The following is a 25693-nucleotide window of genomic DNA, read 5'->3' as shown; positions in this document are numbered from 1 at the left end:
GCTCAATCTTTTCATTCTGTGTATAATTCATTTGGAACCTCCAGTGCTTGATTGTTTTGTTTACATCCGCCAAGATGCAACTCAATCATACCTTGAGGTTCTTTTTTATTCAATTGGCGCTTTTAATTAATTACAGGAATGCTCCTTATTATATTTTTCAATCTCGTCATCAATAATTGAATCTACATGAGGGAACAGACAACCGGGACCTCCATAGGTAATACATGGAATGAAATGTCCGTTTGGTGCATACTCCTCACATGCTCTTCTGACTTCCTTACGGATCTCTTCTTCTGTGGAATCCACACGGTCTACAATAGAAGCATCGATTCCGCCCATAAGTGTCATTCTTCCGTTCAGCTGTTTCTGGAGCTTCGGAATATCATTCTGCGGAAGTGTTCCCTGCCAGATGTCAATCCCAAGATCAACCATATCCTCTATGATCGGTTCCATGAAGGAATCTGCGTGATGCATGATGATCACTCCATGGTCTTTCATATATTTATAGGATCTTTCATACTGTGGTTTGATAAATTCTCTCCATGTGTCCGGACTGATGAACAGGGACTGCTTGGAACCCCAGTCATCGTGGGAAAGGATGATATCCGGGTGGAGATTATCAACGATCAGCTTTGTAAGCTGGAAACGGTACTCCCCAATGGCATTGCAGAGATCCATCATATCCTCCGGCTCAAGAAGGAAGTTCACCAGCATATCCTCAAATCCCATCAGGAAGTGAAGCCTCTCAAAAACACCTGTAGGCATAAATGCCATGAAAAGGCTTCCTGAATCCTTTATCTCCTGTGCCTTCTGTTTAAATGGTTCCCATAAAGCCGGATCCGAGCACTGACCGACAATATCTGGAATCACCAGCTGCTCTTTCCATTCTGTGATATCATCAATGACCTTATTGTCCTCTGTTACATGTGGCATTGCAGCCAGCTGTTCCTGGGGCCAGAGGATCTCAGTTCCGAAAAGATCCTTCATAGGCTCCATACCACGGTGACGGTTTCCACGCACATAATTATTTGCCGGGTTCGGCGGGTAAAAGGTCGCACCCTCATACTGTCTCAGAAGTCGTTCCGGCCTGCCGTCCTTTTTTATCGTTTCAAGTAAAATCTCCGATGCTTTCAACATAATGCTTCCTCCTTTATTATCCTGTGATCTTTCGAAATACCCGATCACTTATCTTTATGATCTTGCGTCAATCTCAGCCTGATACTGAAGAACCTTTTCCTTTGTGATCTTAAATCCAAACACCAGAAGCAGAAGACCTGCCAGACAGAAAATAGCCGGAACAAGTGCAAAGGAAATCGTCATTCCCTGACGGGCCGTTCCCTCAAGAACAACTCCGGATTTCCAGCCTACCGCCACAAGACAGGCGCTGAGGATCGTTCCTCTTAAGAATACGGCAATCTTCAGCGGAAGATTCTGTAATCCCATGATCCATCCGGATGCATCTTTTCCGCTCTTCCATGTTGCATACACTACAGTGTCCGCATAAAGTGCAGGTGAAGCTGCAAAAGCCATGCCATAGAAGAACTGGGCAAGTGTCATAAGAGCGATCACTGTCATTGCATTTCCATAGAAAATATATACAAGGAACAGTGATACTGCCATTCCTGCATAAGCAATGATCATAGTTGTACGGGACGATATTGCTTTTGCAATGTATCTCATGGAAAAAGCTCCGATGATGGCACCGATGGCAACACAGAGAAGATAAGTGGTCATCAGTCCCGGATTTCCCATTGCATCCCTGAAATAGTAAATAGCAGATGCTGCTGTTACAAATTTCACACACCATTTTGCAAGGTCTGCCAGCATCAGGACCATAAGAGGCGGATTCTGAAACAGGGAAGCAAACATCTCTCTGATCGTGATCTTTGTTTTGTCATTTTTCTTTCCTGCTGTTTCTGTTTCAATCTCTTCATAGCCTTCCGTCATCTTGAAATGGGCAAAATAGGTTACGACCATCAGAATACCCAGGCAGAAAGCTGCTGCTGCAAATTTATTTTTCTCACCGACATATCCGGCAAGAAGTGTTGCAAATGGAAGACCCATATAGGAAAACAACAGACCGCCTATGTTATTCCAGGTTGCCCTGGAGGATGCAAGCGTTGCTTTGTCTTCCGGTGTTTTGCCAACAATACTGATCAGGGTTGCGTTGGCAACATAGCTGAAATTCCATGCCACATGAGATGCGATGGATGCGGCAATGATCACCACTGCCGAAACCCATTCATTATCGCTGACACGTATGAACATGAATGCGTACAGAAACGGCACCATCCACGGAACCATGATCAGCCAGGAACGATAACGCCCCCATTTCTTTGCTTTTGTGCCATTGATGATTCCTCCGTAAAGCCAGGACAGACATGCATCAACAATGGTAAATACGGAATTGATCACACCAGCTACACCAGCTGCAAAACCAGCCAGATCCGTCAGAAATGTCATAAAGTAAAATGTCTCGATATTACTCATAAGAACAAATCCGGCATCACCAACACCAAAGAAATATTTCAGGGCATTTGTAAGACCCTTTTTCTGTTTCGGATCTTGTTTCGGTATTTCATTTTTACTCATTTTCTTTCCCCCTTCGCTGTTTTTTGTGGGGCCGGCCATTTCCACAACTTCACGTTACCTTTGATGGTTATAGTATAGTTGTTTTTTTCTTGTTCGTAAATCCGCACACTTCTTCATTCTTTCTCCAATGCTTCATACTTTTTGTACAGTTATTATTGTAAATATGCACAAATAATTTCCCCTCCGTTTTCTTTTTATTTTCCGTCTAATATGTTATAATTTCCTATAAATACAAGGCTTTTATGAATTGGAGGAAATATTTTGAACAAAAGAGAGCATTTCGTGAATAGCCTGCATACAGGCTTCCATCTTAATCTCCAGATCATTGCTGACGATTTTGCGGAGAAAAAAGAGGATGTTTCCATCCTCTGCCGTGAAGACCCCCTGACGCTGGATGGTCTTCGCATATATCAGGCAGGAGCCCTGCTAAAGCCATGCTACCTTTATCTTGTCTTCGGCAATTCTCTTTCCGAAAGCTTCCTGCGATACCAGAACATCGCATTTGTAGTGGTGGGCTCCGGTGATCTTTCCTGCTTTTCCGAAAGCTGCAGGATCCTTCACATTAAGGGAACCCTTTCTTTTTCTGAGGTCTTCAACCAAATACAGCAGACCTTTGACAGATATTCTGACTGGGACAGTAAACTCCAGCTTGCACTTGGAAGTATCGATCCGCTGAATGAGATGCTGGAAGCCAGTCTGGATATATTTCATAATCCGGTTTTTGCCCACGACACCAACTTTTATATCCTTTCTTCTCCCCGGCACGTAACCGGTATGTCCGAATGGGTCCATGACCAGCGTACAGGTAGACTCATCGCACCTTTAAGCCTGATTCAGGATTTCAAGCTTGATGCCGAATACCAGCGCACACTTATCACCCACGGCGCCAATATTTATTCCGAAGAGCTCCGCGGTTACCGTATCCTCTACATGAATCTCTGGGTCAGCGGCAATTATCAGGGCAGGCTTTGTGTAGATGAGCTCCAGACGGAGATACAGCCCGGACATTTTTCTGCTCTTGAGTATCTTGGCTCCTTTATCGAGCTATGCATCCGTCGGCACAATCTGTTCCAAATCTCAATGGGAAATGACTCCCGGCAGTTCTTCACGGAGTATCTTTCCGGAAAGCTCACAGAACTACAGGCAGTTACCGATCAGATCCAGTATCTGAACTGGAATCGCCATGACCGGTATCTTGTACTTCGTCTGGAAACCCAGCAGCAGGATGACCGTATGCACTCTTCCATCGCCACACTGGGACACATTGAAGCCCAGATCCCGGAAGGTCTGGCTTTTACCTATCAGCAGGGAATCGTTGTGATCGTTAATCTGTCCTTTAAGCACTCTGTATCTTCCGATGTTATCAGTTCACTTGCGATCATCCTGCGCGAAGGGCTTTTTAAAATGGGAGTAAGCTCTGAATTTCGTGATTTTCTCCTGATCCCTCAGGGATATATTCAGGCTGTTTCCGCCTTGCGCCTGGGCAAAAAAAGTCAGAGCATGGCCTGGTGCTATCATTTTGATGCTTATCTTCTGGAATATATGCTTTCCCAGATCAGCCATCAGATCAGTCCCGAGCTTCTGGTCTCTTCACGGCTGGATGCACTGCAGAATTATGACCGAAAAAACAATACTGAGCTGTATCACACACTCAAGGTCTATCTGGAGCATGAACGCAATTCTCTTCAGACAGCCCGTGAGCTTTTTATACATAGAAGTTCCCTGACCTACCGTCTGGAGCGCATCCAGAAACTCACAAAGGTTGATCTGGATAATCCGAAAGACCGGCTTCTTCTGCAGCTCTGCTTTCTTCTGCAGGAAAAGGACCAGACTGTCACCTGACAACCTGGTCCTTTTTTCTGCTTATATCTGTAAAAACTCCAATCCGAAATAATGTTCCATCCATAGCCTGATGGTTTCTTCCGAATCGCTTATTTTCGTTTCAATGGATCCATCTTCCTTCTGGATTGTAAGAACATCCCCGGTCAGCGCAACACTTCCTTCCGGTCTGCAGATGCTCACCACTCTTTTTCTGGTAATTAATACATCTGGAGATTTTGCACAATAGAAATTCAGCAGTTCAAAATCTGCTTCTACTGTAGGAGTCTGTGAAAATCTGAGTATTGGCAGATATTTTTCTTCTTTCCTTCGTTCAACAAGTATCTCTCCGTTTGTATTTCCCGGCTTCATGTTAACACGGTACCATCCGTTTTTTTCTCTGTGGATACCATCCTTCATAAGAACCGGCTTCTTGGGACCGGGACCTCCGTATCCTACATCACAGTAATAGCTTTCTTCCTCAAAAATAACAAGGGTTGCCCGGTGCAGGACCGGCGGAAGCTCTTCCCGGTTCCACAATATCCTTACCGCCACAGGGATCACACGGAAATCCAAAGCTTTCAGAAGCTCATAAAACAATTTATTCAGCTCAAAGCAATATCCACCTCGTTTTCTGACAATGATCTTCTCATAAATATCTTCCCACTTCAGAGAAGGAATCCTTCCCTCGTCAAAAACTTCCAGATTTTCAAAGGGAATACTGCAAAGATGAAGGTCCATTATCTTTTCCAGACATTTTTTATCTGTTCTTAATTCACCCTCATATCCGATCCTGTTCAGATATGCCTCCCGTTCTCTGTCATTCATTTTTTCACTCCTGTTCTATTCAAGAAGATAACAGCTGGTATAGGCGATCGTACAGGGACCATAATAGTATTCCAGACCATTTGCCTGGCATACCTGTGTTACCAGCATTCCATAGGCTTCCATCGAAGAAAATGCCTGTTCGGGGAAACGGCATGGAGCATCCGGATATGTACACGTTTTACATTTTGTACAGCACCCGGCCCCTATGGGGAGCATGCCCGGCCATCTTTCTCTGAGCATTTTTTCAAATTCATAAAAATTCTGTTTATGAACCGCTTCGGTCTCCATCATCGTCTCTCCGTCCAAAGGATCCTCCAGTTTCCCCACTGTCTGGACAATAATGCCTTCCCTGTACTTTTCTATCTTTTTTCTGCATACTTCAAGATCTCCGCATCCGGGAGGACAGCTCCAGCGTTTTGCATACATATGGCAGGTATTATTTTTGCACATTTCCCTTACCTCCGGCATAAGCTGGATCGAATCGCTCTTCAGAAGTGCTACATAAGAAAATCCTGCCTTTTTTCCCATCTCTTCCAGTTCTTTTATATTAAGCATATCCATTCTCCTCGCATTACGGAAAGCATAAGCCATCCACAAAACAGTCCTGGAACTCCGGCGAAGCTGCCAGCTCCACAAAATCCATATTTTTGACAGTTCGATCCATTTCTTTTCTTTCCTCTTCATTCAGGAGTGCGATCCTGGCACCTTCGCCTGCCGCATTTCCCACCGGCTGTATCCTGGGCAGCAGTCCGGCCGGGAACATCCCGATCGCTGCCGCACTTTCCGGATTCATGTAATTACCGAATGCACCGGCAAGATAGACCCGTTTAATATCCTTTTCTGTGATCTCCAGTCTTTTCATAAGAAGAAAGATTCCCGCTGCGATAGCCGCTTTTGCCAGCTGTACCTCTCCGATATCCTTCTGTGTCAGATAAACGCCCCTGTCATTTCCCGACTTTTCCGGAGGTACCAGCACAAACACTCCCGCCTTTTCCTGGCCGCTTTCCAGATGACCACTTTCATCAATAAAGCCAGCCAGGTACAGCTGTGCCACAAGATCGATCAGACCTGAACCGCATAAGCCTGCCGGAGCCTTATTTCCTATAGTCGTGTATTCCCATTTTCCATCTTTGTATACTACATGATCCACTGCTCCTGCTCCTCCACGCATCCCGCACTCGATCTTTGCACCTTCAAATGCCGGACCGGCAGCTGTTGAACAACAGGCTAATCTCGTTTTATTTCCAAGGACCATCTCCCCGTTCGTTCCAATATCGATCATAAGGCTGATCTCGTTCTGCTGATCCTGTCTGAGCGTCAAAATGCAGCCACAGGTATCTGCCCCTACATACCCGGCTATATCAGGCAGCATAAGCAGCTGCCCCTTTCTGTGGATATGGAGCCCATATTGCTCTGCATTCAGTGTAAGCCCCTGACTGATCGCCGGATTATATGGTGCATGGACCAGCGATGCCGGAGAAATCCCAAGAAAAAGATGATGCATGCAGGTATTTCCTACCACGGATACCTGACAGATATCTAATGTGCTTCTTCCTGCTTCCTCTGCCAGTTCCTGGAGCATTTCATCAACCGCATTCCGTATGCAGCCGGTCAGCTGCTCTACGCCATGCTCCAGAGCATGATCCGCCCGCATGATCACATCTGCGCCATACTGAGTCTGTGGGTTCATTCTACTCTTGAGAGCCAGCTGCTTCCCGGTCAATGCATCCATAAGATAGCCAACCACCGTCGTTGTACCTATATCAAAAGCCGCAAAACAGATTTTTTTCTCTTCTCTGCTGATATCCAGGATCTCATTTCCTGCACAGATCACATACCATTCTTCTGCTTCTTTTCTGCAGCCATAAAGCTTCGATGCAATTTCAGTATCAGGCAGAACAGGTTTTTCCACATCCAGCTGTTCTGTCAGCCGCTCCCATTCAGAGCGGTTGTCTCCTGTCTCCGGTTTCTTAAGAATCACTTTTTTCTGTTTCAGATCAGGCCTGAACGCAACCGGTCTCTGCATTCCTTCTGTAAGGATCTCCTCTTCCTGGCATCCGGACAATGTATCTACTTCAAGGTCACTGTGGATTTCCGTCTGACATGCAAGCACCATGTGATCTTCTATTTTAACACGACATTTCCCGCACTTTCCCCGGCCTCCGCAGGGTGCATCAGGAACCAGCTTTGCTTTTCTTTCCGCCTCAAGGATCCTGGTACCCGGTTCCACCAGGATCTCCTTTTCCTCCCTGATAAATTTTATTCGGTACATTTTCATCCCTCCGATGGTCACTGTAAAGCAAAAGCCGCTCTGCCGTCTATGCCATGCACAGACAATACAGAGCGGCCCGTTTTATTTTCCCTTATGCTGCCAAAGCTTTTGCAAGAACTGCTGCGCTTGCTGCATCTTCTGAATATCCATCTGCGCCGATCTCATCTGCAAATTCCTTCGTGATCGGTGCTCCTCCAACCATGATCTTAACATTGCTTCTGAAATCTTCCGCATTAAGTGCTGCAACTGTATCCTTCAGAGCCGGCATTGTAGTTGTGAGCAGCGCTGAAAGTGCAATTACCTTAACATCCGGATTTTCTTTGTAACATTCAATAACCTTCGATGCAGGTACATCAACACCGAGATCAATAACTTCAAAGCCGGCACTTTCGATCATCATTGCAACAAGATTCTTTCCGATATCATGAAGATCTCCTGCTACAGTAGCGATGATAAGTTTTCCCATACTTCCTGTAGCACCGGATGCAAGATGTGGTTTCAGAACCTCAACACCCTTTTTCATTGCACGGGCTGCTACCAGCATTTCAGGAACAAAGATTTCTCCGTTCTTAAATCTTTCACCTACAACAGCCATTGCATCGATCATGCTGTTAAGAATCTCTGTTGCCTCACAGCCTTCATCAAGAGCTGACTGTACAGCTGCACCTACAAGTTTTGCTTTTCCTTTTTCTACCAATTCTGCTACTTCTGTGATTTTTGACATAATCAAACACCTCCGCTTTTTATTTTTTATCCGCATTCCGCATATGCGTTTTATTTATTTTTTTACAGGTCCGATCAGACCTTCTCTGTATGCTCCGATGTATTCCATACAGTAATCATCCAGACCAAGCAATGCCTCTGTTGCATATACAAGGCCAAGCATATCTCTGTTTGTAGGATCCATGATCGCGCTGTCAAGGCCGGCATTCATTGCAAGTACCACAAATCCGAAATTGATAAGCTTACGTACCGGCAGATTGAAGGAAATGTTGCTGATCGCCGCTGTAATGTGGATCATCGGATACTGTTTACGGACACTTGAAATTACTTCCACGTTCATCGCAATACCATCTTCAGATGTACAGAGCATCTCAACCAATGGATCAATATGGATACGATCCGGTGAAATTCCGTACTCTTTCGCTTTTGCCATGATCTTGTCAAATACCTTCAGCCTGTCTTCCGCACTTTTGGGGATACCTGTATCATCGCTTAGAAGTGCGATAACCTGCCACCCTTTATTTTCAGGCTGTGCCATAAGAGGAAAAATCTTATCGATCTTATCCCCTTCACCGGATACAGAGTTAAAAATACCCGGTTTTCTGCAGAATTTGTAAGCTTCTGTAAGGACATCTGCGCTGGGACTATCTACGGAAATCGGAAGATCTGTCACTTCCTGAATACAGTCGATCATCCATTTCAAGGTTTCTACTTCTTCTGCTTCCGGAACAGATGCGCAACAATCGATATAGCTTGCTCCTGAGTTTGCCTGAGCAAGTGCTCGCTGCTTGATGAATTCTGCATCTCTGTTTGCGATCGCCTCCGCCACAGAGGGGATGGATCCATTGATTTTTTCACCTATGATTATCATATTATTTATCCTCCCGTTAACATATTCTGGCCTGCATCAAGAATTGTTACTGTTCATTTCATTCTCAGTAACACGCTTCGCAGAATATTACCAATGAACAGTAACCAAGAATTCTTATTTCAGTTCCATGTCTTTCATATAATGATTGTATCAAAATAAATGCAAAAAACCAGCCGCATTTCATACCATAAACATTGCATTTATTCCTACATTTTGTAGGAATGTTTTTCAGGAAAGACCTTCGTAAGCAGCAATCTAAAATAAGCCCATAAATCATAGCTTTGTCTACGATTTATGAGCTTATGCTAACACTTATTTCATATTCCTTAAATTTCCCTGAAATCCGGTGTCCCGTACAGGTCATACGGAGTACTCTGGTATACGTAATAATTCAACCAGTTCGTATACAGGTTGTTGGCATGGGCCCTCCAGGTGAGGAGTGGTTTGTTGTTTGGATCGTCATCTTTGTAATAGTTCTTCGGGATTTCAATAGGCAGACCCTTGGCAAGGTCTCTCTTATATTCGCCATCCAAAGTCACGCGGTCGTATTCCGGATGTCCCATAACAAAGATTTTACGTCCTCCCTCTGCCATTGCAAGGAACAGACCAGCCTCTTCGCTTTCCGCCAGGACCGTAAGGTCTTTGCATGCATGGATATCTGCAATAGGAACTTCTGTGTGTCTGGAATGCGGCGCAAGAAATACATCATCAAAGCCCCGGACCAGCGGAATCTTACGGTTCAGTACCCTGTGCTGGAAAAGTCCGAACATTTTCTTATCCAGAGGTTTTTTCTTCAGGCCATAAAAATGATAAAGACTGGCCTGCGCTGCCCAACAGAGAAAGATCGTGGAAGTCACATGCTTCTCAGTCCAATCCATGATCTCAGTCAGCTCATTCCAGTAATCCACTTCCTCAAAAGGCATCTGCTCCACCGGTGCTCCTGTGATGATCATTCCATCAAATTTACGTTTCTTTATATCGGTGAATGTTTCATAAAACTTGTTCAGATGGCTGAGAGATGTATTCTTGGCTTCATGGCTCTCCACAGCCATAAATGTCACATCCACCTGCAGCGGTGTATTGGAAAGAGAACGCAGAAGCTGCAGCTCTGTTTCTTCTTTCAGCGGCATCAGATTCAGGATCAGAATATGGATCGGACGGATATCCTGGTGCATGGCACGTTTTTCGTCCATTACAAATATATTTTCTCTCTCCAGGATCTCCTTTACCGGAAGATCCCCCTGTGTTTTGATCGGCATTGTTTGCCCTCCTTATATATAAAGCGTCTCTTATAAAGGAGCCGCTCGGCTTTTTTCTTCAGATAAAAAGTATCTCCAGTCTGTACGGCCTTTACTGCACTCCGGCAAGTTTCCGAAAATCTTCTTCTGAAAGGATCGGAATCCCCAGTTCTCTTGCCTTTTTGTTTTTGGATGAATTGGACTGGATGTCGTTATTGATCAGATAATTGGTCTTTTTGGTAACTGAACCGGTAACCTTGCCTCCCAGGGATTCGATCAGCTCTTTGGCCTCACTTCGATTTCCAAAGTGCACCAGACTTCCTGTGATCACAAAATTCATTCCTTCAAAGATCTGTTCCTGTTTGGGACTGTCCTCCTGAATATGAAGAAAGCTCATCAGATGATCCAGGCGGTGATCATTATCCTCATCCCTAAAATAAGCTACCAGATTTCCGGCAATGACCGGCCCGATGGTATCAATATCACTGACCTCTTCCAGACTGGCATGACGTATCCTGTCCAGATCATTGTCAAAATGGCGGCAGATCACTTTTGCATTAGCCAGACCGATATTTGCGATCCCAAGACTGTAGATCACTCTTGGAAGTGTAGTCTCTTTCGCCCGTTCCAGACTTTCCATAAGATTATCATAGGATTTCTGCCCAAAGCCTTCCATTTCCACGATCTCATCTTTATACCGGCTGATCTCAAAAATATCGCCAAAGTCATGGATAAATCCCCTGGCAATAAATTTCTCCAGTGTTGCCTCGGAAAGTCCGTCGATATTCATGGCATCCCTGCTTGTAAAAAGCCCAAAGGATTTGATTTTCTTGGCCGGGCACCCCGGATTGACGCAGAAAAGACATTCCACATCGTTTTCTTTCTTCACTACCGTTTCCTGTCCGCAGGCCGGGCAGGTATGCGGGATCGGTGCATTACCGCTTCCGGTCAGATTTTCCGCGATCTGAGGAATGATCATATTTGCTTTGTATACACGAATGGTATCTCCAATCCCCAGCTTCAGTTCCTTCATGATACTGATGTTATGCACACTGGCCCTGCTCACTGTGGTTCCTTCCAGTTCCACCGGCTCAAAAATTGCTACCGGATTGATCAGTCCGGTCCTGGACGGGCTCCACTCAATCTCCAGAAGTCTCGTATCACGCATCTCATCGGCCCATTTAAATGCCATGGCGTTCCTTGGAAACTTGGCCGTAGTTCCCAGAGATTCTCCGTAAGCAATATCATCATACAATGCCACAAGCCCATCTGACGGAAAATCATTGGTCGTAACTGCTTCCGCAAAGTAATCCATCGCTTCATCCAGAGTTTCCGCTGTGACTTTTCGATATTCCACAACCTCAAAGCCCTGTTCATTCAGCCACCGGAACTGCACCTCCCTGGAATTCCGGAAATCTACGCCTTCCGCACTCACTAAAGAAAAAGCATAAAACCGAACGTTTCTCTTCGCTGTAATTTCGTTATTCAGCTGGCGGACAGAACCACTGCAGAGATTTCTGGGATTTTTGTATTTGGCATCTGCATCTCCGATAGTTTCGTTGATCTTTTCAAAATCCGAATAGGTAATGATGGCTTCTCCGCGAAGTACCAGTCTCCCTTTAAAAGAAATTTTCAGAGGTATGTTCTTAAATACTCTGGCATTATTGGTAATAACCTCTCCCACAATACCATTTCCTCTGGTAACTGCCTTTATAAGCTCTCCGTTTTCATAGGTAAGCACGATCGTTAAGCCATCCAGCTTCCAGGATAAAAGTGTAGGATGTTCCCCGATAAACTCTCTCAAAGCTTCTCTCTCTTTGGTCTTATCCAGAGACAGCATCGGTCTCTCATGTTCCTCCTTGGGGAGCTGCTCCACTGCCTCATATCCTACATTAACGGTTGGACTGTCTGCCAGAACGATCCCTGTTTCTTTCTCCAGTGCGCTCAGAGTGTCGTACAGGGCGTCGTACTCCACGTTGGACATGATCTCCCTGTCTTCCTGATAATAGGCCCTGGACGCTTCCCGGAGCTTTTCTCCCAGCTCCTTCATTTTTTTTATGGATGATTCGTTCATGGCTTCCTCCCGTCCTTTTTTCTGATTTTTCGGAGGAAAGCATCTCCTCCAATTCTTTTCGTTCTTCCGGCCGGATCTCACGATATTTCCCCTCTTCCAGGCCATTAATATACAGATTCATGATCCGAACACGTTTCAGTGTTACGACTTTATATCCGAAATATTCACACATACGACGGATCTGGCGGTTCAGACCCTGGGTAAGGATGATACGAAAACTGTTTTTCCCTGTTTTTGTAACCTTGCAGGGACGTGTGACCGTATCAAGGATCGGCACTCCGCCGCCCATACCACGGATAAATTCTTCTGTCACCGGTTTATTCACGGTCACCTGATATTCCTTTTCATGGTAGTTCCCCGCCTTCATGATACGGTTCACCAGATCTCCTTCATTGGTAAGGAGAAGCAGTCCTTCGGAATCTTTATCCAGCCGTCCTATGGGATAGATCCGCACCGGATAATCCAGATATTCTGTTACTGTCATCTCATTCCGCTGTTGTCTGGTGCTGCAGACAATCCCTTTTGGTTTATGAAAAAGAAGCAGGATCTTTTTTTCCTGTTTTTTTACAGGCTTTCCGTCAATACAGATCTCCGCATCCGGAAGGATCTTCATTCCTGTGGAAACCAGTTCTCCATTAGCAGTAACTCTCCCCGCTTCTGTCAGTCGGTCTGCCTCTCTTCTTGAGCAGACTCCTATATCGCTTAAATATTTATTGATTCTGATTTTTTCGTCCATTGTTCTATTATATATTTTTTCCCACGTGTTCGCAACCGGTTATTTTTCTTGTATTTTCTTTCTCATTATTGTATGATAAACAGAAATATACTTAAATATCAGGAGGAAAAACATGTCAGAGCATACTCCACGTATGAACCGGCTGCTGATCTTTGTCGCTGTTTTCCTGTGTCTGATCTGCGGTATTCTCTTTACCCAGTCATCGGCCGGTCCTTTTGAAAGCAGCAGTACTTCCGTAGTTTCCATAAATACCAGCGATATTTCGACTATTGAACCAAGTTCAGATCGCGATCACCATACAGATGCATCGATATCTTCCGGCGCTCCCTCACCTTCCGCCACACCGTCTCCTGTTCCCACAGAGATTCCCGAAACAGAAAAGGTTTCGCCGGAGGCAGAAAACGGAGTCTGGACACCGGATGGCACCAACTGGAAATTTATGGTTGACGGAACCGCCTATACCGGATGGCTTACCGACACAGATGGTCATCGATATTATTTCAATAAGGACGGAATCATGCAGACCGGCTGGATCACCCTAGGCAAAAAACGTTATTATCTGGACGAAGACGGAATCATGCAGACCGGAACCATCACCGTAAATGGAAAAAAATACTCATTGGCAGCAGACGGTTCACTCAAAAAATGATCTTTCGTTATATCAGGGCAACAAAAATGCAGGTTCTTCCGGAACCTGCATTTTATTAACCCTTATTATTCTAACAGACCACTATAGACATAACCGGTCTGTCCATCATAATCAACCTGTATCCAGTCGCCTTCCTGCCCTTTCTTTTCAACTTCCGTTCCTGCAGAAAAACCACCGATAACCTCACCCTCTGAATCTGCGGAAGCACGAACATTACAATCCTCTGTAACTGTAAGCATTGTTCCTGCATCTGCGGAAGCACTGGCATCTTCACCAAGGCCCTGAAGGAATTCTGCCAGAGAGGGATCACTCTCCTGCGCAACTTCATAGTCCGTCTTTACCTTTGTGATAAGCTCCTGCACATCCTTCTCAGATTCCAGTTTTTTCACATAGGCACTGATATCTGCATCGTCATCAGCACCACCTTTGATCTTCAGATTGCCGTCACTGCCCGTCTCCACATAAAACTGGCTCAGTGCCGGAACCGGAGTCTCAATTCCAGTACAGATATAATTAAAGACTACATAAACGACATACGAATCGTCCGTCAGTCCCTTCTTAGCGTAAACATTCTGTACCTCATACCCATCAATATAATCCCTTGAATTAATCTGCGACTCGTCAGCCGGCGTAAATCCGTCCTCAATCGTCTTAAGTGTTGCAATGTCTTTTTCCCCAAAAGCTTTATAATAGCTCTGAATCAGCTCGGTTACTTCCGTGCTGGCTTTTTCCATGGTTGTCTCCGCATCCGTATCTGCCGCGGAACTGGCGTCTTTCTTCTCGTCTGTCTCCCCATCATTTGCCGGAGAAGAAGGATCATTTTCCTGGTTACTTTGGGCTGTTGTCTGATCTTTATTGGAATTCCCCTTCTTACCTCCAACACAGGCGCGGACGCCAAAGATCAGAACAAGCACGATCACCAGAATGGCTCCGCCTAACATAAAATAGCGAAGGTTATCTGATAACCATTCTCTGAAATCATCCAAGTTCTTGTCCTCCTTATCATAACAACACGCCGGAACAATTCCCACTGTTCCGGGTAACACACCTGAAGGGAATCGAACCCCCGCACATGGTACCGGAAACCACTGCTCTATCCACTGAGCTACAGGTGCATAATGAAAAACATAACTTCTAAATCAGGTATGAAATTATCAAAGTTGGCTTACACTGTCTTTGATTGTAGCACATAAACATAAAATTGTAAAGATTTTTTTAAACAGTGTACATTCATCACACATTTCATATTATTTCCGGTACAGATTCTGAAGTAAACTGTACCAGAAACATATTCATTTATATTTATCACACGAAAATATATAATACGGACTTACCGTATCCAGAACCTGGTAGCCGCCGGCCACCATATCCAGAACAAAATTTTCATCCGGAGGTACCATCACCACATATGTACAGTGAACGGCATCTGCCAGGCTGGAAGTCTTTTTTCCATCGGGGACTTCCGAAGTGATCTGTTTATACAGAACTCTTGCCTTCTTACCTACAGCACCATCCCCTCTGCGTCCGTAGGCCATTTTCAGGGAAGGATCATACACCCGGATATAGGATGCCGTATATTCATCTGCGGCGATCCGCACTTCCTTTCCTTCTCTGTCCTCATTGATCCGGTTACAGATCATTGCGATCTGATCCGGTACCTGCTGGCGGTTATAAACTCTTTCGAAATTTCCTGCTTTTATCATTCCGGTCCCAGAAGCAGCAATAACTCCTGTCAAAACCAGCACCAGGATCACCTGCACGATCCGGTTGCGACTTCTTCGGACAAGCTCTGTAAAACCGCCTGCGATCAGCGGAACCGTAGGTAAAAGCCACAAAACACGCCAGTACACGATTTTTCCTATACATTTCATAATCACCCGTCCGGAAAACGGACAGAAAAACAATACCAGAAGAAAAACGGAATATAAAACCAGACTGAGACTGTTTTTTTTCTTTTTCCCAAAAATCAGTGCACATGCTCCGCCAAGAGCCAGAAGATACGGTATCCAGCCATTTCCCCAGTACATCCTCCACACATTAACTGTCCATGCAATTATTTCTTTCATTATTTTCTCCTATCGGATCATAATATACACAAGTCCAAGAAGCAGCGACGGCAGACAGCACAAAGCCGTACATGCTGCTTTCTGCAGACTGTGAAACCGTACCAGTCCCATGATCAGAAGGATCACCAGCATCATACAGGCCAGAATAATTCCCATGGAAGAAAGGAGGCAGCAAGAAATATCTGCCAGTAAAAGCAGCAGCCATGAATATTCCTGTTCTTTTTCCAGAATGATACCTATGCCAAGATATAGAAGCAGAGGTAGAAAAACCGATGCCAGGCATGCTTTTCCCTGCCAGATACGGATCATCTGAAAATTCTCAGAATTATAAACGGAATATGCCGAAAACCAGATCAGTACCGCACAAAAGATCATAAAGATCCCCCTCGCATGTTCATCCTCCGGAAACCACCGTTTCGCATACTGATACAGAACCAGATATGCCATAAAAATAAAGACTACAGGAAATATCACATGCGCCACAATTGCCGGATGAAGTCCTACAAGAGAACTGATCACTGCAAGAAATATCGGAAACGGCGACAAAACATACCTGCTTGGTAATCGTGTATAGGAATATCCGGTATACGGATTAATGGAAAAAACGGTATCCGTATGGACAGATGTTGTAGCTGTTGCCACATAAAAAGCGTCATCCGCATCCATATGAGCCAAAAATGAAGCAGCCACAAGCTGGAGTAAGATCAGTATTGCAGCTACAACAAAATAAAAAGACATTTTGCCCGTCTTCTCACCATTTCCCGTAAAACCATTCCGTTTTACCAGTGCCAGGACAATCCCCAAAACAGCAGCTGATGCCATTACAGCGGCAAGACTGTATTTCAGGACATGCAATGGCAGTTTAGCCCAGATTGCCGCCAGCGCCAAAATCTCTGCAAAGGAAAACATCATAAGATATCCTGCAAGAAGGTTCATTCCCATCGAACTTTTTTTACTTTTACAGAGAACTACCCCTCCGGCCGCCCACGGAACTGCCAGCAGCCATAAAGCTGCCAGCAGACATTTGATCACCATATTCATTTCTTCTCTCCGGCTTCCTGCTCAAGAATTCCCATCGCAACTTTTTCCGGAGTGATCGGGAGTTCACGGACACGGACACCGGTTGCATTGTAAACGGCATTGGCAATCGCAGGGCAAGGTGTATCGATTACAAGCTCACCGATGGATTTTGCACCGAATGGGCCGGTCTTTTCGTAACTGCTCTCAAACTCGATCCGTACTTTCGGGATATCCATACGGTTGGGGATCTTATACTGCATGAACGAATTGTTCCGGATCTTTCCCTTGTCTGTATACTGCACATCCTCATACAGGACCATTCCGATGCCCTGACCGATACCGCCTTCTGCCTGCACTCTGGCAAGATTTGGATTGATCGGAGTTCCACAGTCGATCACGCCCACATAATCAATGACATCGATCTGTCCGGTCTCTTTATCGACCTCCACTTCAGCGGCACCTACCATAAACGGTGGCGGAGAGATCGGAGAAGAATATTCTTTTACAACCTGAAGCTCACTGCAGACTCCACAGGTCGCTTTTCCTGCGATCTGCTGCAGCGTTACCTCTTTTCCGTCTTCTGTGCGGACTTTTTCTCCGTCAAAATCAGAATCCTCTGCAGATACTCCAAGCATCTGTGCGCCAAAAGCGTGGATTCTCTTTCTGAGTTCTCCGCAGGCCTGGATCACGGCATTTCCGGTTGCATAGGTTGTAGAAGATGCATAAGAACCGGAATCATAGGGAGAAATATCTGTATCCACACTGAATACCACGATATTTTTCATATCTGTATCCAGACAGTCTGCTGCCATCTGAGCAAGAATGGTATCACAGCCGGTTCCCATATCAGAACATCCAAGTGCCAGGGTATAGGAACCATCCTCATTTAATTTAATGTCTGCTCCGCCGACATCGATCCCTGCAATAGATGAGCCCTGCATGGCCATAGCGATACCGACACCCCGTACTTTGCCGTTACCCATATCACGGAACGGATATTTCTCATCCCATCCGATCATTTCCTTTGCACGGGCAAGGCATTTATCCATGGTACAACTGCCGTTGATCGGTACATCCGGATATCCTGGAAGTGCCTCTCCCTCCATAGGCATGTTCAGCTCACGGAATTTTACCGGATCCATCCCCATCTTATGAGCCAGCTCATCTGCTGCAGACTCCACAGCAAAAATACCCTGTGTGGCACCATAGCCACGATAAGCGCCAGCTGCCTGCATATTGGTGTAAACAACATCATAGGCAAAACGGTAGGCTTCCGTATGACGATACAGCGCAATGGATTTATGGCCTGAAAGTCCTACGGTTGTAGGCCCATGCTCTCCATAGGCACCAGTGTTGGAAAGAGTATAAAGATCGATCGCCTTTACAATACCGTTTTCGTCTGCACCCATACGGATATGGACTTCCATCTCATGACGCGGAGAAGACGCGATCATGGATTCCTTTCTGGAAAAAACGATCTTGGACGGACGCCCGGTAACCCATGTTACCAGCGCCGGGAAAACCTCACTGACAGAAGACTGTTTTGCACCAAAGCCCCCGCCGATACGAGGCTTGATCACACGAACTTTGGAAGACGGAATGTTCAGCGCATTTCCTACGATCCTTCGGATATGGAACGGGATCTGGGTGGAAGAAACCACCGTCAGTCTCTGAAAATGGTCCATATAACAGTAGGTACGAAAGGTCTCCATCATGGTCTGCTGGTTTGCCTTTGTGTGGTAAACCTGATCTACTGTATACGCACATTTTTCCAGCATGGCATCCACATCACCCACTTCTTCTACATTGGAGGAACAGAGATTACGCTTATTATCTCCGCCGGCCGGGATCGGCATATACCAGTCATCCTCCGGGTGCACCAGAATGGGATTATCCTTGGCTGTGTGGATATCCAGAACTGCTTCCTCCACACGATATTTTACCTTAATGCGTTTCAAGGCTTTATCTACTGCCTCTTCTGTCTCACCGGCTACGATGGCAACCGGATCCCCTACAAAACGCACATGCTTATCTATGATATAGCGATCCCATGGACTGATCTCCGGCGCTGTCTGCCCGGCCAGGGTAAATCTTTTGTGGGAAACATCCTCATAGGTCAGAACACAGGCAATCCCCTCGATCTTCTTTGCAGCATCTGTCTTGATCTCTTCCACCCAGGCATTGGCATGAGGACTTCTTAAGATCTTGACGATCAGGCAGTCAGAAGGTGCGAGATCATCGGTATAGACCGGTTTTCCGGTTACCAGCGACATTGCATCTGTTTTTGGCACCGGCTTGTTTACGTATTTCATTTTCCTTCCTCCTGTCCTTTTTTATAGTCGAGAAATTTCAGGATACTTCTGGTCTGTCCCACAAATCCCGAGCAACGGCACAGATTTCCGGAAAGATACTCCAGGATATCCTCTTCTGTGGGATCTTCCAGTTCCTTTAACATGGCAAATACATTCATGATAAATCCCGGATTGCAGAAGCCACACTGCTCTGCTCCCTCATTTGCCATAAAAGCGCCGAATTCCTTTGCTTCCTCCTGCATTCCCTCCAGAGTCACGATCCGTTTCCCGTCTGCGCGGGCAGCCAGCATGGAGCAGGACAGTACCGGACGTTCATCCATCAGCACAGTACAGAGACCACAGTTTGCAGTCTCACAGCCACGTTTTACGCTGTAACAGCTGTTTTTCCGCAGGAAATCCAGAAGCAGTTCATCCGGACGTACCTCTGCCTGCCGTTTTACACCATTCAGCCAGAAAGTGATATTCATTCTGCTCTCCCTCCGATCTCTTCCCAGGCTCTTCTTGTAAGGACTTTCACAAGAAGACTTCTGTATTCTTTTGAAGCACGCATGTTCTTGTCTGTAGAAACATGTTCCGCTGCATATGCGGCAAAAGATGCTGCTGCATCCTTTTTCTGCTGTGCATTCATCTGTACAAAATCTTTTAAGATTTCCTCTTCATCTTCCACGATCATTGCTTTTCCGGGTCTGGCCCCAATGACAGTTCTTGCTTTTCCGTCAATAAGAGCGGCCGCACAGGTGAGCACAGGAAAATCTGTGGAATTGTTCCGCTGACTTAAGTACACACTGTTCAGCGGCTGTTTTTTTACAATGATATTTACCAGGATATCGTTATCCTTTTCCATGGATGCAAACTGTGCCAGCGGAATGGTTCCTCCATTGTACAGCTCCACCCAGGTATCCAGTGCCAGAAACATGGTCAGTACATCGGAAAATCCGAATCTTCCGAAAATACTTCCGCCCACTGTGGCACAGTTTCGAAACTGCACACCCACAATGTGCCGTACACTTTCACGGATAGCACTGTTTGTATAGGCATTCAGCTCTTTGTGGGTTTCCAGCGCATGAAGTGGTGTCATACAGCCGATCACAAATGCTTCTTCTGTTTCTGTAATAGTATCCAGCCCAAGACCTGACAGATCAATGGCTGTCATGATGTTCCGGTTTCCCATTTTCAGCCAGACCATACCGCCCAGCACACAGGCTGTTCTTTTCTGGTTCAGTTCATATGCCTGTTCAAGGCTTTCTGCCTTTACGTAATTCTTTATCTTCAGCATACTTTATTCCCTTCTGAATTCTCATTCTCTTTCTTTACGGCTGTTTTTTCAGCCGAACATTTATTTTAACAGACTGTCAGCTAAATAGCTATTGTTTTTTTCTCTGCTGTTCTGACGCCGCATTAGACAGCGGTCTCCAGAACGATAAACTGATACGGTTTCAAAATGATCTCTTTTTCTGTGATCTCCACAGCTTTCTGATTATTCAGAAGCACCTCTTTTACTTCTCCCGGCAAAGATACCTTCTGTGACTGTGCCTGCATATTTCCCAGGATCAGAAGATTTTTCTCACCGTTTCTTGTATATGCGATCAGATTCTTCTGTTCTTCCTGATATGGAGCGAATGTTCCGTATACAAGCGTTTCTTTATATTCCGGAGCTTTTCTCAGTGCAGTCAGCTTTTTGTAGAAAGAAAGGAGGGAGTTACTATCCGTTAACTGAGACTCTATATTGATCTCCTTATAATTGGGATTGACCCCAAGCCACGGCTCTCCTTCTGAAAATCCCGCATTTTTCTCTGCGCTCCACTGTACCGGAGTTCTGGCATTGTCTCTGGAAAATGCGGAAGCAGCATCAAGCGCTTCTTTTTCACTGCATCCGGCACGGAGCGCTACCTGGTATTCATCGATGGTACTGATGTCATCGATCTGATCCATAGAAGTAAACTCCATATTTTCCATACCGATCTCCTGACCCTGATAAATAAACGGAATTCCCTTCAGCAGAAAATAAACACCTGCCAGGAGCTTCCTTGAATCCGGACAGCGGTCTTCCGGAGAAATATAGTGACAGACACCTCTTGGCTCATCATGATTCTCAATAATGTTGGAGATCATGCCGGTATCCCCAATCTTTTTCTGCGTATGGAAAATACACTTCTTGTACTCTTCCGGAGTCAGGTACGGTTTGGATGCATACCAGCCATCCTCGCTCTTTCCGTAACAGGTTTCTTCAAAATCAAACATGGATGAAAAATATCCGTTTTCTCCGATAAAATCTTTGATCTCATCTTCCTTTTCATTGAAGACCTCTCCTACAGTAAAAGCATCATAGGGATGAAAACACTTCTCAGCCATCTCTCCCAGAAATTCTCCAATCCCTTCTGCCTCCTCCAGCATCCTCCCGACGCTGCAGAGCCCATCTGCACGATCGGCAGGATAATCGGAAAACGGAAGCTTCTTCTTGATATTGATAATGGCATCAATACGGAATCCGCCAAGCCCTTTTTCCATCCACCAGCGGATGTTTTTGTAGACTTCCTCTCTTACTTCAGGATTCTCCCAGTTGAGATCCGGCTGCTTCTTGTGGAATACATGGAGATACTGTTTATCCGGATGTCCCGGAAGCTCTTCCCATGCCGGACCACCGAAATAGCTTCTCCAGTTGCAGGGAGCTTTGCCATCCTTTTTGTCCCGGATATAAAAGAAATTTCCATACTTTCCGTCCGGATCCTTAATGGCCTGCTGAAACCACTCATGCTCATCGGAGCAGTGATTTACCACCAGATCCATAAGGATGTACATTTCTCTTTTTTTTGCTTCTGCGATCAGACGATCCATATCCTCCATGGTCCCAAACCTCGGATCAATCGCATAATAATCTGCAATGTCATATCCCTGGTCTGCAAGGGGAGATTTATAGATTGGGGAAAGCCAGAGGATATCTGCTCCCAGTTCCTTAAGATAATCAAGCTTGCTGATGATTCCTGGGATGTCTCCGATTCCGTCTCCGTTGGAATCATAAAAGCTCTTGGGGTATATCTGATATACCACTTTGTCATGCCACCATTTTCGTTTCATCGTAATTCCTCCTATGCCTGTTTGATCATGCAGTACTGCTTCAGATCAAATCCTTTTTTCTGTACAATGCCGTATAATTTAAATCCGAATTTCTCATACATAGAAACATTTGCCGGATTATGGGTTTCCAGAGAGATCATCAACTTATGCCTGTCCGCATAATTGATCACCTCATCCATCAGCTTTTCAGCAAGACCGTGATGCTGCATCTTCGGCGCCACTGCCAGATAGATCACATGAAGTCTTTCTGCTGTATGAAGCTGGGAAGTCCAGCTGGAATTCAGATAGTCTTTTCCCTGGATGAATTTCCGCAAGGTCGCAAGACTTGGATCCTCTTTGATCAGATAGCCATCTGTTTTCAGAAGGGCAAAAAAATCCACCATCAGATTATGTAAGGCTGCTTCATGCTCCGTTCCGTCGGATACTACCAGGATACTGTTCAACTCACTGCTGTCTGCATAAATCTCGCAGGTCTCAAAAAACTCCGTAAGATCACAGGTAAAAAGCTCCGGCATCAGCCGTTCTCTGGTATCCCTGTCCGGGATCAGTGCATGATACAGAGGATCCTCCGAAAAACATACGGTCAATATCCGGATCAGCTTATCCAGATCTTCTTCTTTCACTCGGTATAAATTATGGCTTTCCATTCTTTCCTCCAGGTATGGTTTTATTCTGTTCCTTTTTCAAACATATCACTGACCTCGCAGATCAGATTCCTGAGCTTTTCCGCTGCACGGATCAGATATTCAATATCATCCGCATAATAACGCTTCTGTCTTTCCCAGGCTTCCTTGAGGCTCTGCTTTTCTGCCTCCAGGCTGTCACCCGGCTTCTTTTCCTTCAGCCTTTCCACAAGATCATAAAGGTTCTCATGGTGGATGATCCTGCCCTTTCCCCACATCAGGCGATCCGGGGACTGCTTCAAGATATATTCCGTAAAATGATAAAAGACTTCCCGCTCAAACTGAAAGGCATAGCAGTTGTTGTCAATACTGTAAAAAGCCTCCAGCGCAGGTGCGATCTCTCCTTTTTCCAGATATCCCATCGCTTTCTTCAGTGCATAAAGATTGTTCTGTACGGCCTGCTGGGGAAAGATCACATTGTCATCCCAGTCCAGACGCACCAGATAATCCTGGGATTTCCGAAATACACCGAGAAGCTTTTCGGTGATGGCATCGGCTTTTTTCCAGTCACGTTTTTCTTCCGGAATGCTGTTGAAGCGGCGCACCTGCTCTGAAAGAATGGCAGCTGCTTTTTTCGCTTCTTCTGTTTTTTCCAGAAGGAGAACACCGTTGGCGCCGGTCTGCATACACAGATCCAGATCCAAGCTCTCAATACTACCGGCCAGTGCCCGTCCGAAATCCATCGGCGGCAGTGCAAGACTGTCAATAGCAAGAAGGAGCCTCAGATAAAATTCGTGGTGGAATTTATATACTTCTTCCTCATAAACATCCTGGTTATCATACTGGGAATGATAATAATTTTCCATAAACGGACCACCGCTGAAATCATTGACCATGGACGGGATCCCGGAAATCGCCATGGTAAAATCATCCGACCAGGTCTCAATGGGATACAGTGTAGTCATACCCTCCGGATAAATCCCCTTCGGCATCTGCACTGCGTCCACAAATCCACGTACAAAATCCGCATACTCATAGGTACAGCGCACTGCATCCCTGGTGCTGTGTGCATGGGCCGGAAGTTCGAAATTCAGATCTGCGATCACATGTCCCGACCACTCTGGTCTTGCCTCAAACACCTGACGATAAGCGCCTGTGGACCAGTCATATTTCGTGTCGGAAATCCCCCATTCTTCTGCTGCAAGCGCACATACCACAATAGTATGGCGAGGTTTATAGCCACCACGGAGCAGCGCCCTGGCAATTCCAATGATCATGGCCACTGCCGCATTATCGTCCTGAAATCCCTCAAAATAGGAATCATAGTGAGCACTTAACAGGATCATGGAATCCGAATCGGTTCCCGGGATTTTGCCAACGATATTGTAGGTATACTGGTCTTTGATCACCTCTGTGTCCGCATCAAATTCCACGGAAAGCTCCGGAACACGATTCCCATTCTCATTTTTCTCCTCCATCAGCTGACGGATCATAAGAAAATCTGCCCGTGACATGGAAAATGCAGGTGCACAGGAAGGTCCTGCGATATCCTGTGCATTCAAAGCCGTATCATCGATCTGTGCGTATCCTCTGCTCTGTACGGCGATCAGAGCTGCTGCACCCTTCAGGTGTGCCTGATACACCGGGTAGTTGATCCACCATTCTTCTCTCTGATTGATCTCGATAAGAACCAGCTTTCCTTTCACATCAATATCCTTATATTCGTCAGCTGTACCTTTTCCAAGATATACAAGATCAAACCTCTGAAAGCCATTGGTCTTAAAATCCGTCTGATATGCGCCAAGCTGGATCTCCCGGCAGGTTCCCTCTCTGTCATGGCAGCGCATCACCGCTTTTTTAAATTCCCATGCATCCACACGGATCTTATCTTTTTCTACCTGTGTGAGACCGGCTTTTTTCATTTCTTCCAAAAGCATATCTCCGGTTTTTCGCTCTGCCAGGGAGCCTGCTGTACGGTATCCCAGAACCGGATTTGTTTTTTCCTGTTCCATGCGCCTGGCCAGATCATAAGATTCTTTTATATTCAGGCATGAAACACATTTCTCCACGATGTTCAAATTTACTGTCATCCCTTTCTCGGCAGTTCCCTGCCGGCAGTTCCGTCCTCCTGGCAGAGATATTCCTCTAACTGTTATAGATTATACCTTATCAATGTGCGGATTTCCAGATAAAAAAACGCGATTTGTTCTGACAAAAAATCCATCTCACAAATCACGTTATTAAAATTTCTTTTTAGCCAGAATACCGAAGCGCATCAATAGGCTTCCTGGATGCTGCCTTGTTAGCCGGATACAGGCCAAAAAGCACACCGATCATCAGAGACATGGTGTTGGTGACACCAGACATGGCTTCCATGATCTCTGACTGATTCACAATGGAAAAAGCGTCTTCGTCCTGCTCAAAGCGTTCCATCAGAAGCTCTGTAAACGCATTTTCTGCCGGCTCCAGGCTATCCTCATCTGCTCCGGATGCGTAAAACATGGTCACATCCAGTACATTATCCGCAAGCCTGGTCATAGTAGAAAACGGGATGATCACCATAAGCCTTTTACGCCGTCGTTTCATTTTCCTTAACCTCCAAATATACTGTGTATGTTCTCTCTGTTTTAAAAATATTTTTAAAAAAATGTGTAAAGTCTTTGTGTGATCTGTGAAAACCCGGTGAAAAGGGCATCCTATTTTTCATATACAAATACAAATAATTAATTATATTTTCTGTCTGCTACCATTATTTTTTGTATATATTAAATATTATTTTAAAAATTATATATTATT

Annotated in this window: 21 protein-coding genes, 1 tRNA gene and 1 pseudogene; 2 read left to right on the top strand and 21 right to left on the bottom strand. The window is 45.4% G+C overall.

Translation table 11 applies throughout. The features are described 5' to 3' along the window. Positions 1-126: 126 nt before the first annotated feature. Positions 127-1137, bottom strand: coding sequence for a uroporphyrinogen decarboxylase family protein (locus NCY57_RS11380; protein WP_250789681.1), 1011 nt, complete (start codon positions 1135-1137; stop codon positions 127-129). A 54-nt stretch (positions 1138-1191) separates the two neighbouring features. After that, entirely contained in the window at positions 1192-2592 is a 1401-nt protein-coding gene (locus NCY57_RS11375) for an MFS transporter (RefSeq protein ID WP_173741061.1), read from the bottom strand. 261 nt (positions 2593-2853) lie between these two features. Between NCY57_RS11375 and NCY57_RS11370 the strand changes: the two genes are divergently transcribed. After that, positions 2854-4434 carry a PucR family transcriptional regulator gene (locus tag NCY57_RS11370; protein ID WP_092068990.1) on the top strand — a complete coding sequence of 527 codons (1581 nt, stop codon included), beginning with the start codon at positions 2854-2856 and terminating at the stop codon, positions 4432-4434. A 21-nt stretch (positions 4435-4455) separates the two neighbouring features. Here the strand turns inward: NCY57_RS11370 and NCY57_RS11365 are convergent, their stop codons facing one another. From NCY57_RS11365 to NCY57_RS11330, 8 genes and pseudogenes are all read right to left on the bottom strand, one after another. After that, entirely contained in the window at positions 4456-5238 is a 783-nt protein-coding gene (locus NCY57_RS11365; protein ID WP_250789680.1) for an arylamine N-acetyltransferase family protein, read from the bottom strand. 15 nt (positions 5239-5253) lie between these two features. Continuing rightward, entirely contained in the window at positions 5254-5793 is a 540-nt protein-coding gene (locus NCY57_RS11360; protein ID WP_110102179.1) for a DUF2284 domain-containing protein, read from the bottom strand. 16 nt (positions 5794-5809) lie between these two features. Then, entirely contained in the window at positions 5810-7510 is a 1701-nt protein-coding gene (locus NCY57_RS11355) for an ASKHA domain-containing protein (protein ID WP_250789679.1), read from the bottom strand. 91 nt (positions 7511-7601) lie between these two features. Further along, positions 7602-8234 carry a corrinoid protein gene (locus tag NCY57_RS11350; RefSeq protein WP_015524728.1) on the bottom strand — a complete coding sequence of 211 codons (633 nt, stop codon included), beginning with the start codon at positions 8232-8234 and terminating at the stop codon, positions 7602-7604. 54 nt (positions 8235-8288) lie between these two features. Continuing rightward, complete coding sequence (locus tag NCY57_RS11345; protein WP_021650848.1) at positions 8289-9104, bottom strand: methyltetrahydrofolate cobalamin methyltransferase; 816 nt, start codon at positions 9102-9104, stop codon at positions 8289-8291. Between the two features lie 326 nt (positions 9105-9430). Then, the gene (gene metA, locus NCY57_RS11340; RefSeq protein WP_173739991.1) at positions 9431-10363 is read right to left on the bottom strand and encodes a homoserine O-acetyltransferase MetA; all 933 of its coding nucleotides are present in this window, start codon (positions 10361-10363) and stop codon (positions 9431-9433) included. A 91-nt stretch (positions 10364-10454) separates the two neighbouring features. Further along, positions 10455-12416 (bottom strand): NAD-dependent DNA ligase LigA, encoded by a 1962-nt coding sequence (gene ligA / locus NCY57_RS11335; RefSeq protein ID WP_173739990.1) that lies wholly within the window; start codon positions 12414-12416, stop codon positions 10455-10457. An 85-nt stretch (positions 12417-12501) separates the two neighbouring features. Then, positions 12502-13152 (bottom strand): annotated as a pseudogene (locus NCY57_RS11330) (pseudouridine synthase); the annotation flags it as partial. 112 nt (positions 13153-13264) lie between these two features. Between NCY57_RS11330 and NCY57_RS11325 the strand changes: the two are divergent. Beyond that, on the top strand, positions 13265-13801 hold the full coding sequence (locus NCY57_RS11325) for an N-acetylmuramoyl-L-alanine amidase family protein (protein WP_173739989.1): 537 nt from the start codon (positions 13265-13267) through the stop codon (positions 13799-13801). Between the two features lie 65 nt (positions 13802-13866). Here NCY57_RS11325 and NCY57_RS11320 read toward each other — a convergent pair whose 3' ends face one another. The 11 genes from NCY57_RS11320 to NCY57_RS11270 form a co-directional block, all read right to left on the bottom strand. Continuing rightward, positions 13867-14787, bottom strand: a complete 921-nt coding sequence (locus NCY57_RS11320) for an SH3 domain-containing protein (RefSeq protein ID WP_243113460.1) — start codon at positions 14785-14787, stop codon at positions 13867-13869. A 57-nt stretch (positions 14788-14844) separates the two neighbouring features. Continuing rightward, positions 14845-14916: transfer RNA gene (locus tag NCY57_RS11315), tRNA-Arg, on the bottom strand. Between the two features lie 177 nt (positions 14917-15093). Next, on the bottom strand, positions 15094-15867 hold the full coding sequence (locus NCY57_RS11310) for a hypothetical protein (RefSeq protein WP_118064115.1): 774 nt from the start codon (positions 15865-15867) through the stop codon (positions 15094-15096). Positions 15868-15876: 9 nt separating this feature from the next. After that, positions 15877-16908 carry a DUF6077 domain-containing protein gene (locus NCY57_RS11305; protein ID WP_021978179.1) on the bottom strand — a complete coding sequence of 344 codons (1032 nt, stop codon included), beginning with the start codon at positions 16906-16908 and terminating at the stop codon, positions 15877-15879. After that, positions 16905-19199, bottom strand: coding sequence for a xanthine dehydrogenase family protein molybdopterin-binding subunit (locus tag NCY57_RS11300; protein WP_173739988.1), 2295 nt, complete (start codon positions 19197-19199; stop codon positions 16905-16907). Before NCY57_RS11300 ends, NCY57_RS11305 begins: the two co-directional genes overlap by 4 nt. Further along, the gene (locus NCY57_RS11295; RefSeq protein WP_015524717.1) at positions 19196-19666 is read right to left on the bottom strand and encodes a (2Fe-2S)-binding protein; all 471 of its coding nucleotides are present in this window, start codon (positions 19664-19666) and stop codon (positions 19196-19198) included. Before NCY57_RS11295 ends, NCY57_RS11300 begins: the two co-directional genes overlap by 4 nt. Continuing rightward, complete coding sequence (locus tag NCY57_RS11290; RefSeq protein WP_022426069.1) at positions 19663-20475, bottom strand: FAD binding domain-containing protein; 813 nt, start codon at positions 20473-20475, stop codon at positions 19663-19665. The genes NCY57_RS11295 and NCY57_RS11290 overlap by 4 nt, the downstream gene beginning before the upstream one ends. Before the next feature lie 122 nt (positions 20476-20597). Continuing rightward, positions 20598-22274 carry an alpha-glucosidase gene (locus NCY57_RS11285; RefSeq protein ID WP_173739987.1) on the bottom strand — a complete coding sequence of 559 codons (1677 nt, stop codon included), beginning with the start codon at positions 22272-22274 and terminating at the stop codon, positions 20598-20600. An 11-nt stretch (positions 22275-22285) separates the two neighbouring features. Then, positions 22286-22921 carry a GNAT family N-acetyltransferase gene (locus NCY57_RS11280; protein WP_173739986.1) on the bottom strand — a complete coding sequence of 212 codons (636 nt, stop codon included), beginning with the start codon at positions 22919-22921 and terminating at the stop codon, positions 22286-22288. 20 nt (positions 22922-22941) lie between these two features. Further along, positions 22942-24987, bottom strand: a complete 2046-nt coding sequence (locus NCY57_RS11275; protein ID WP_244092823.1) for a M28 family peptidase — start codon at positions 24985-24987, stop codon at positions 22942-22944. Between the two features lie 163 nt (positions 24988-25150). Next, entirely contained in the window at positions 25151-25483 is a 333-nt protein-coding gene (locus NCY57_RS11270; protein ID WP_147603047.1) for an ABC transporter permease, read from the bottom strand. Positions 25484-25693 lie beyond the last annotated feature (210 nt).

This window comes from Blautia sp. MB18-30 (assembly GCF_023669475.1).
GTDB classification, from domain to species: domain Bacteria; phylum Bacillota; class Clostridia; order Lachnospirales; family Lachnospiraceae; genus Blautia_A; species Blautia_A fusiformis.
This window is presented reverse-complemented; position numbering and strand designations above follow the sequence as displayed.

Excerpts from the sequence above, each read along its gene's own strand:
- NCY57_RS11380 (WP_250789681.1), bottom strand. The coding sequence starts at position 1,137 with ATGTTGAAAGCATCGGAGATTTTACTTGAAACGATAAAAAAGGACGGC.
- NCY57_RS11375 (WP_173741061.1), bottom strand. The coding sequence starts at position 2,592 with ATGAGTAAAAATGAAATACCGAAACAAGATCCGAAACAGAAAAAGGGT.
- NCY57_RS11365 (WP_250789680.1), bottom strand. The coding sequence starts at position 5,238 with ATGAATGACAGAGAACGGGAGGCATATCTGAACAGGATCGGATATGAG.
- NCY57_RS11360 (WP_110102179.1), bottom strand. The coding sequence starts at position 5,793 with ATGCTTAATATAAAAGAACTGGAAGAGATGGGAAAAAAGGCAGGATTT.
- NCY57_RS11355 (WP_250789679.1), bottom strand. The coding sequence starts at position 7,510 with ATGTACCGAATAAAATTTATCAGGGAGGAAAAGGAGATCCTGGTGGAA.
- NCY57_RS11350 (WP_015524728.1), bottom strand. The coding sequence starts at position 8,234 with ATGTCAAAAATCACAGAAGTAGCAGAATTGGTAGAAAAAGGAAAAGCA.
- NCY57_RS11345 (WP_021650848.1), bottom strand. The coding sequence starts at position 9,104 with ATGATAATCATAGGTGAAAAAATCAATGGATCCATCCCCTCTGTGGCG.
- metA (WP_173739991.1), bottom strand. The coding sequence starts at position 10,363 with ATGCCGATCAAAACACAGGGGGATCTTCCGGTAAAGGAGATCCTGGAG.
- ligA (WP_173739990.1), bottom strand. The coding sequence starts at position 12,416 with ATGAACGAATCATCCATAAAAAAAATGAAGGAGCTGGGAGAAAAGCTC.
- NCY57_RS11325 (WP_173739989.1), top strand. The coding sequence starts at position 13,265 with ATGTCAGAGCATACTCCACGTATGAACCGGCTGCTGATCTTTGTCGCT.
- NCY57_RS11310 (WP_118064115.1), bottom strand. The coding sequence starts at position 15,867 with ATGAAAGAAATAATTGCATGGACAGTTAATGTGTGGAGGATGTACTGG.
- NCY57_RS11305 (WP_021978179.1), bottom strand. The coding sequence starts at position 16,908 with ATGAATATGGTGATCAAATGTCTGCTGGCAGCTTTATGGCTGCTGGCA.
- NCY57_RS11300 (WP_173739988.1), bottom strand. The coding sequence starts at position 19,199 with ATGAAATACGTAAACAAGCCGGTGCCAAAAACAGATGCAATGTCGCTG.
- NCY57_RS11295 (WP_015524717.1), bottom strand. The coding sequence starts at position 19,666 with ATGAATATCACTTTCTGGCTGAATGGTGTAAAACGGCAGGCAGAGGTA.
- NCY57_RS11290 (WP_022426069.1), bottom strand. The coding sequence starts at position 20,475 with ATGCTGAAGATAAAGAATTACGTAAAGGCAGAAAGCCTTGAACAGGCA.
- NCY57_RS11285 (WP_173739987.1), bottom strand. The coding sequence starts at position 22,274 with ATGAAACGAAAATGGTGGCATGACAAAGTGGTATATCAGATATACCCC.
- NCY57_RS11280 (WP_173739986.1), bottom strand. The coding sequence starts at position 22,921 with ATGGAAAGCCATAATTTATACCGAGTGAAAGAAGAAGATCTGGATAAG.
- NCY57_RS11275 (WP_244092823.1), bottom strand. The coding sequence starts at position 24,987 with ATGACAGTAAATTTGAACATCGTGGAGAAATGTGTTTCATGCCTGAAT.
- NCY57_RS11270 (WP_147603047.1), bottom strand. The coding sequence starts at position 25,483 with ATGAAACGACGGCGTAAAAGGCTTATGGTGATCATCCCGTTTTCTACT.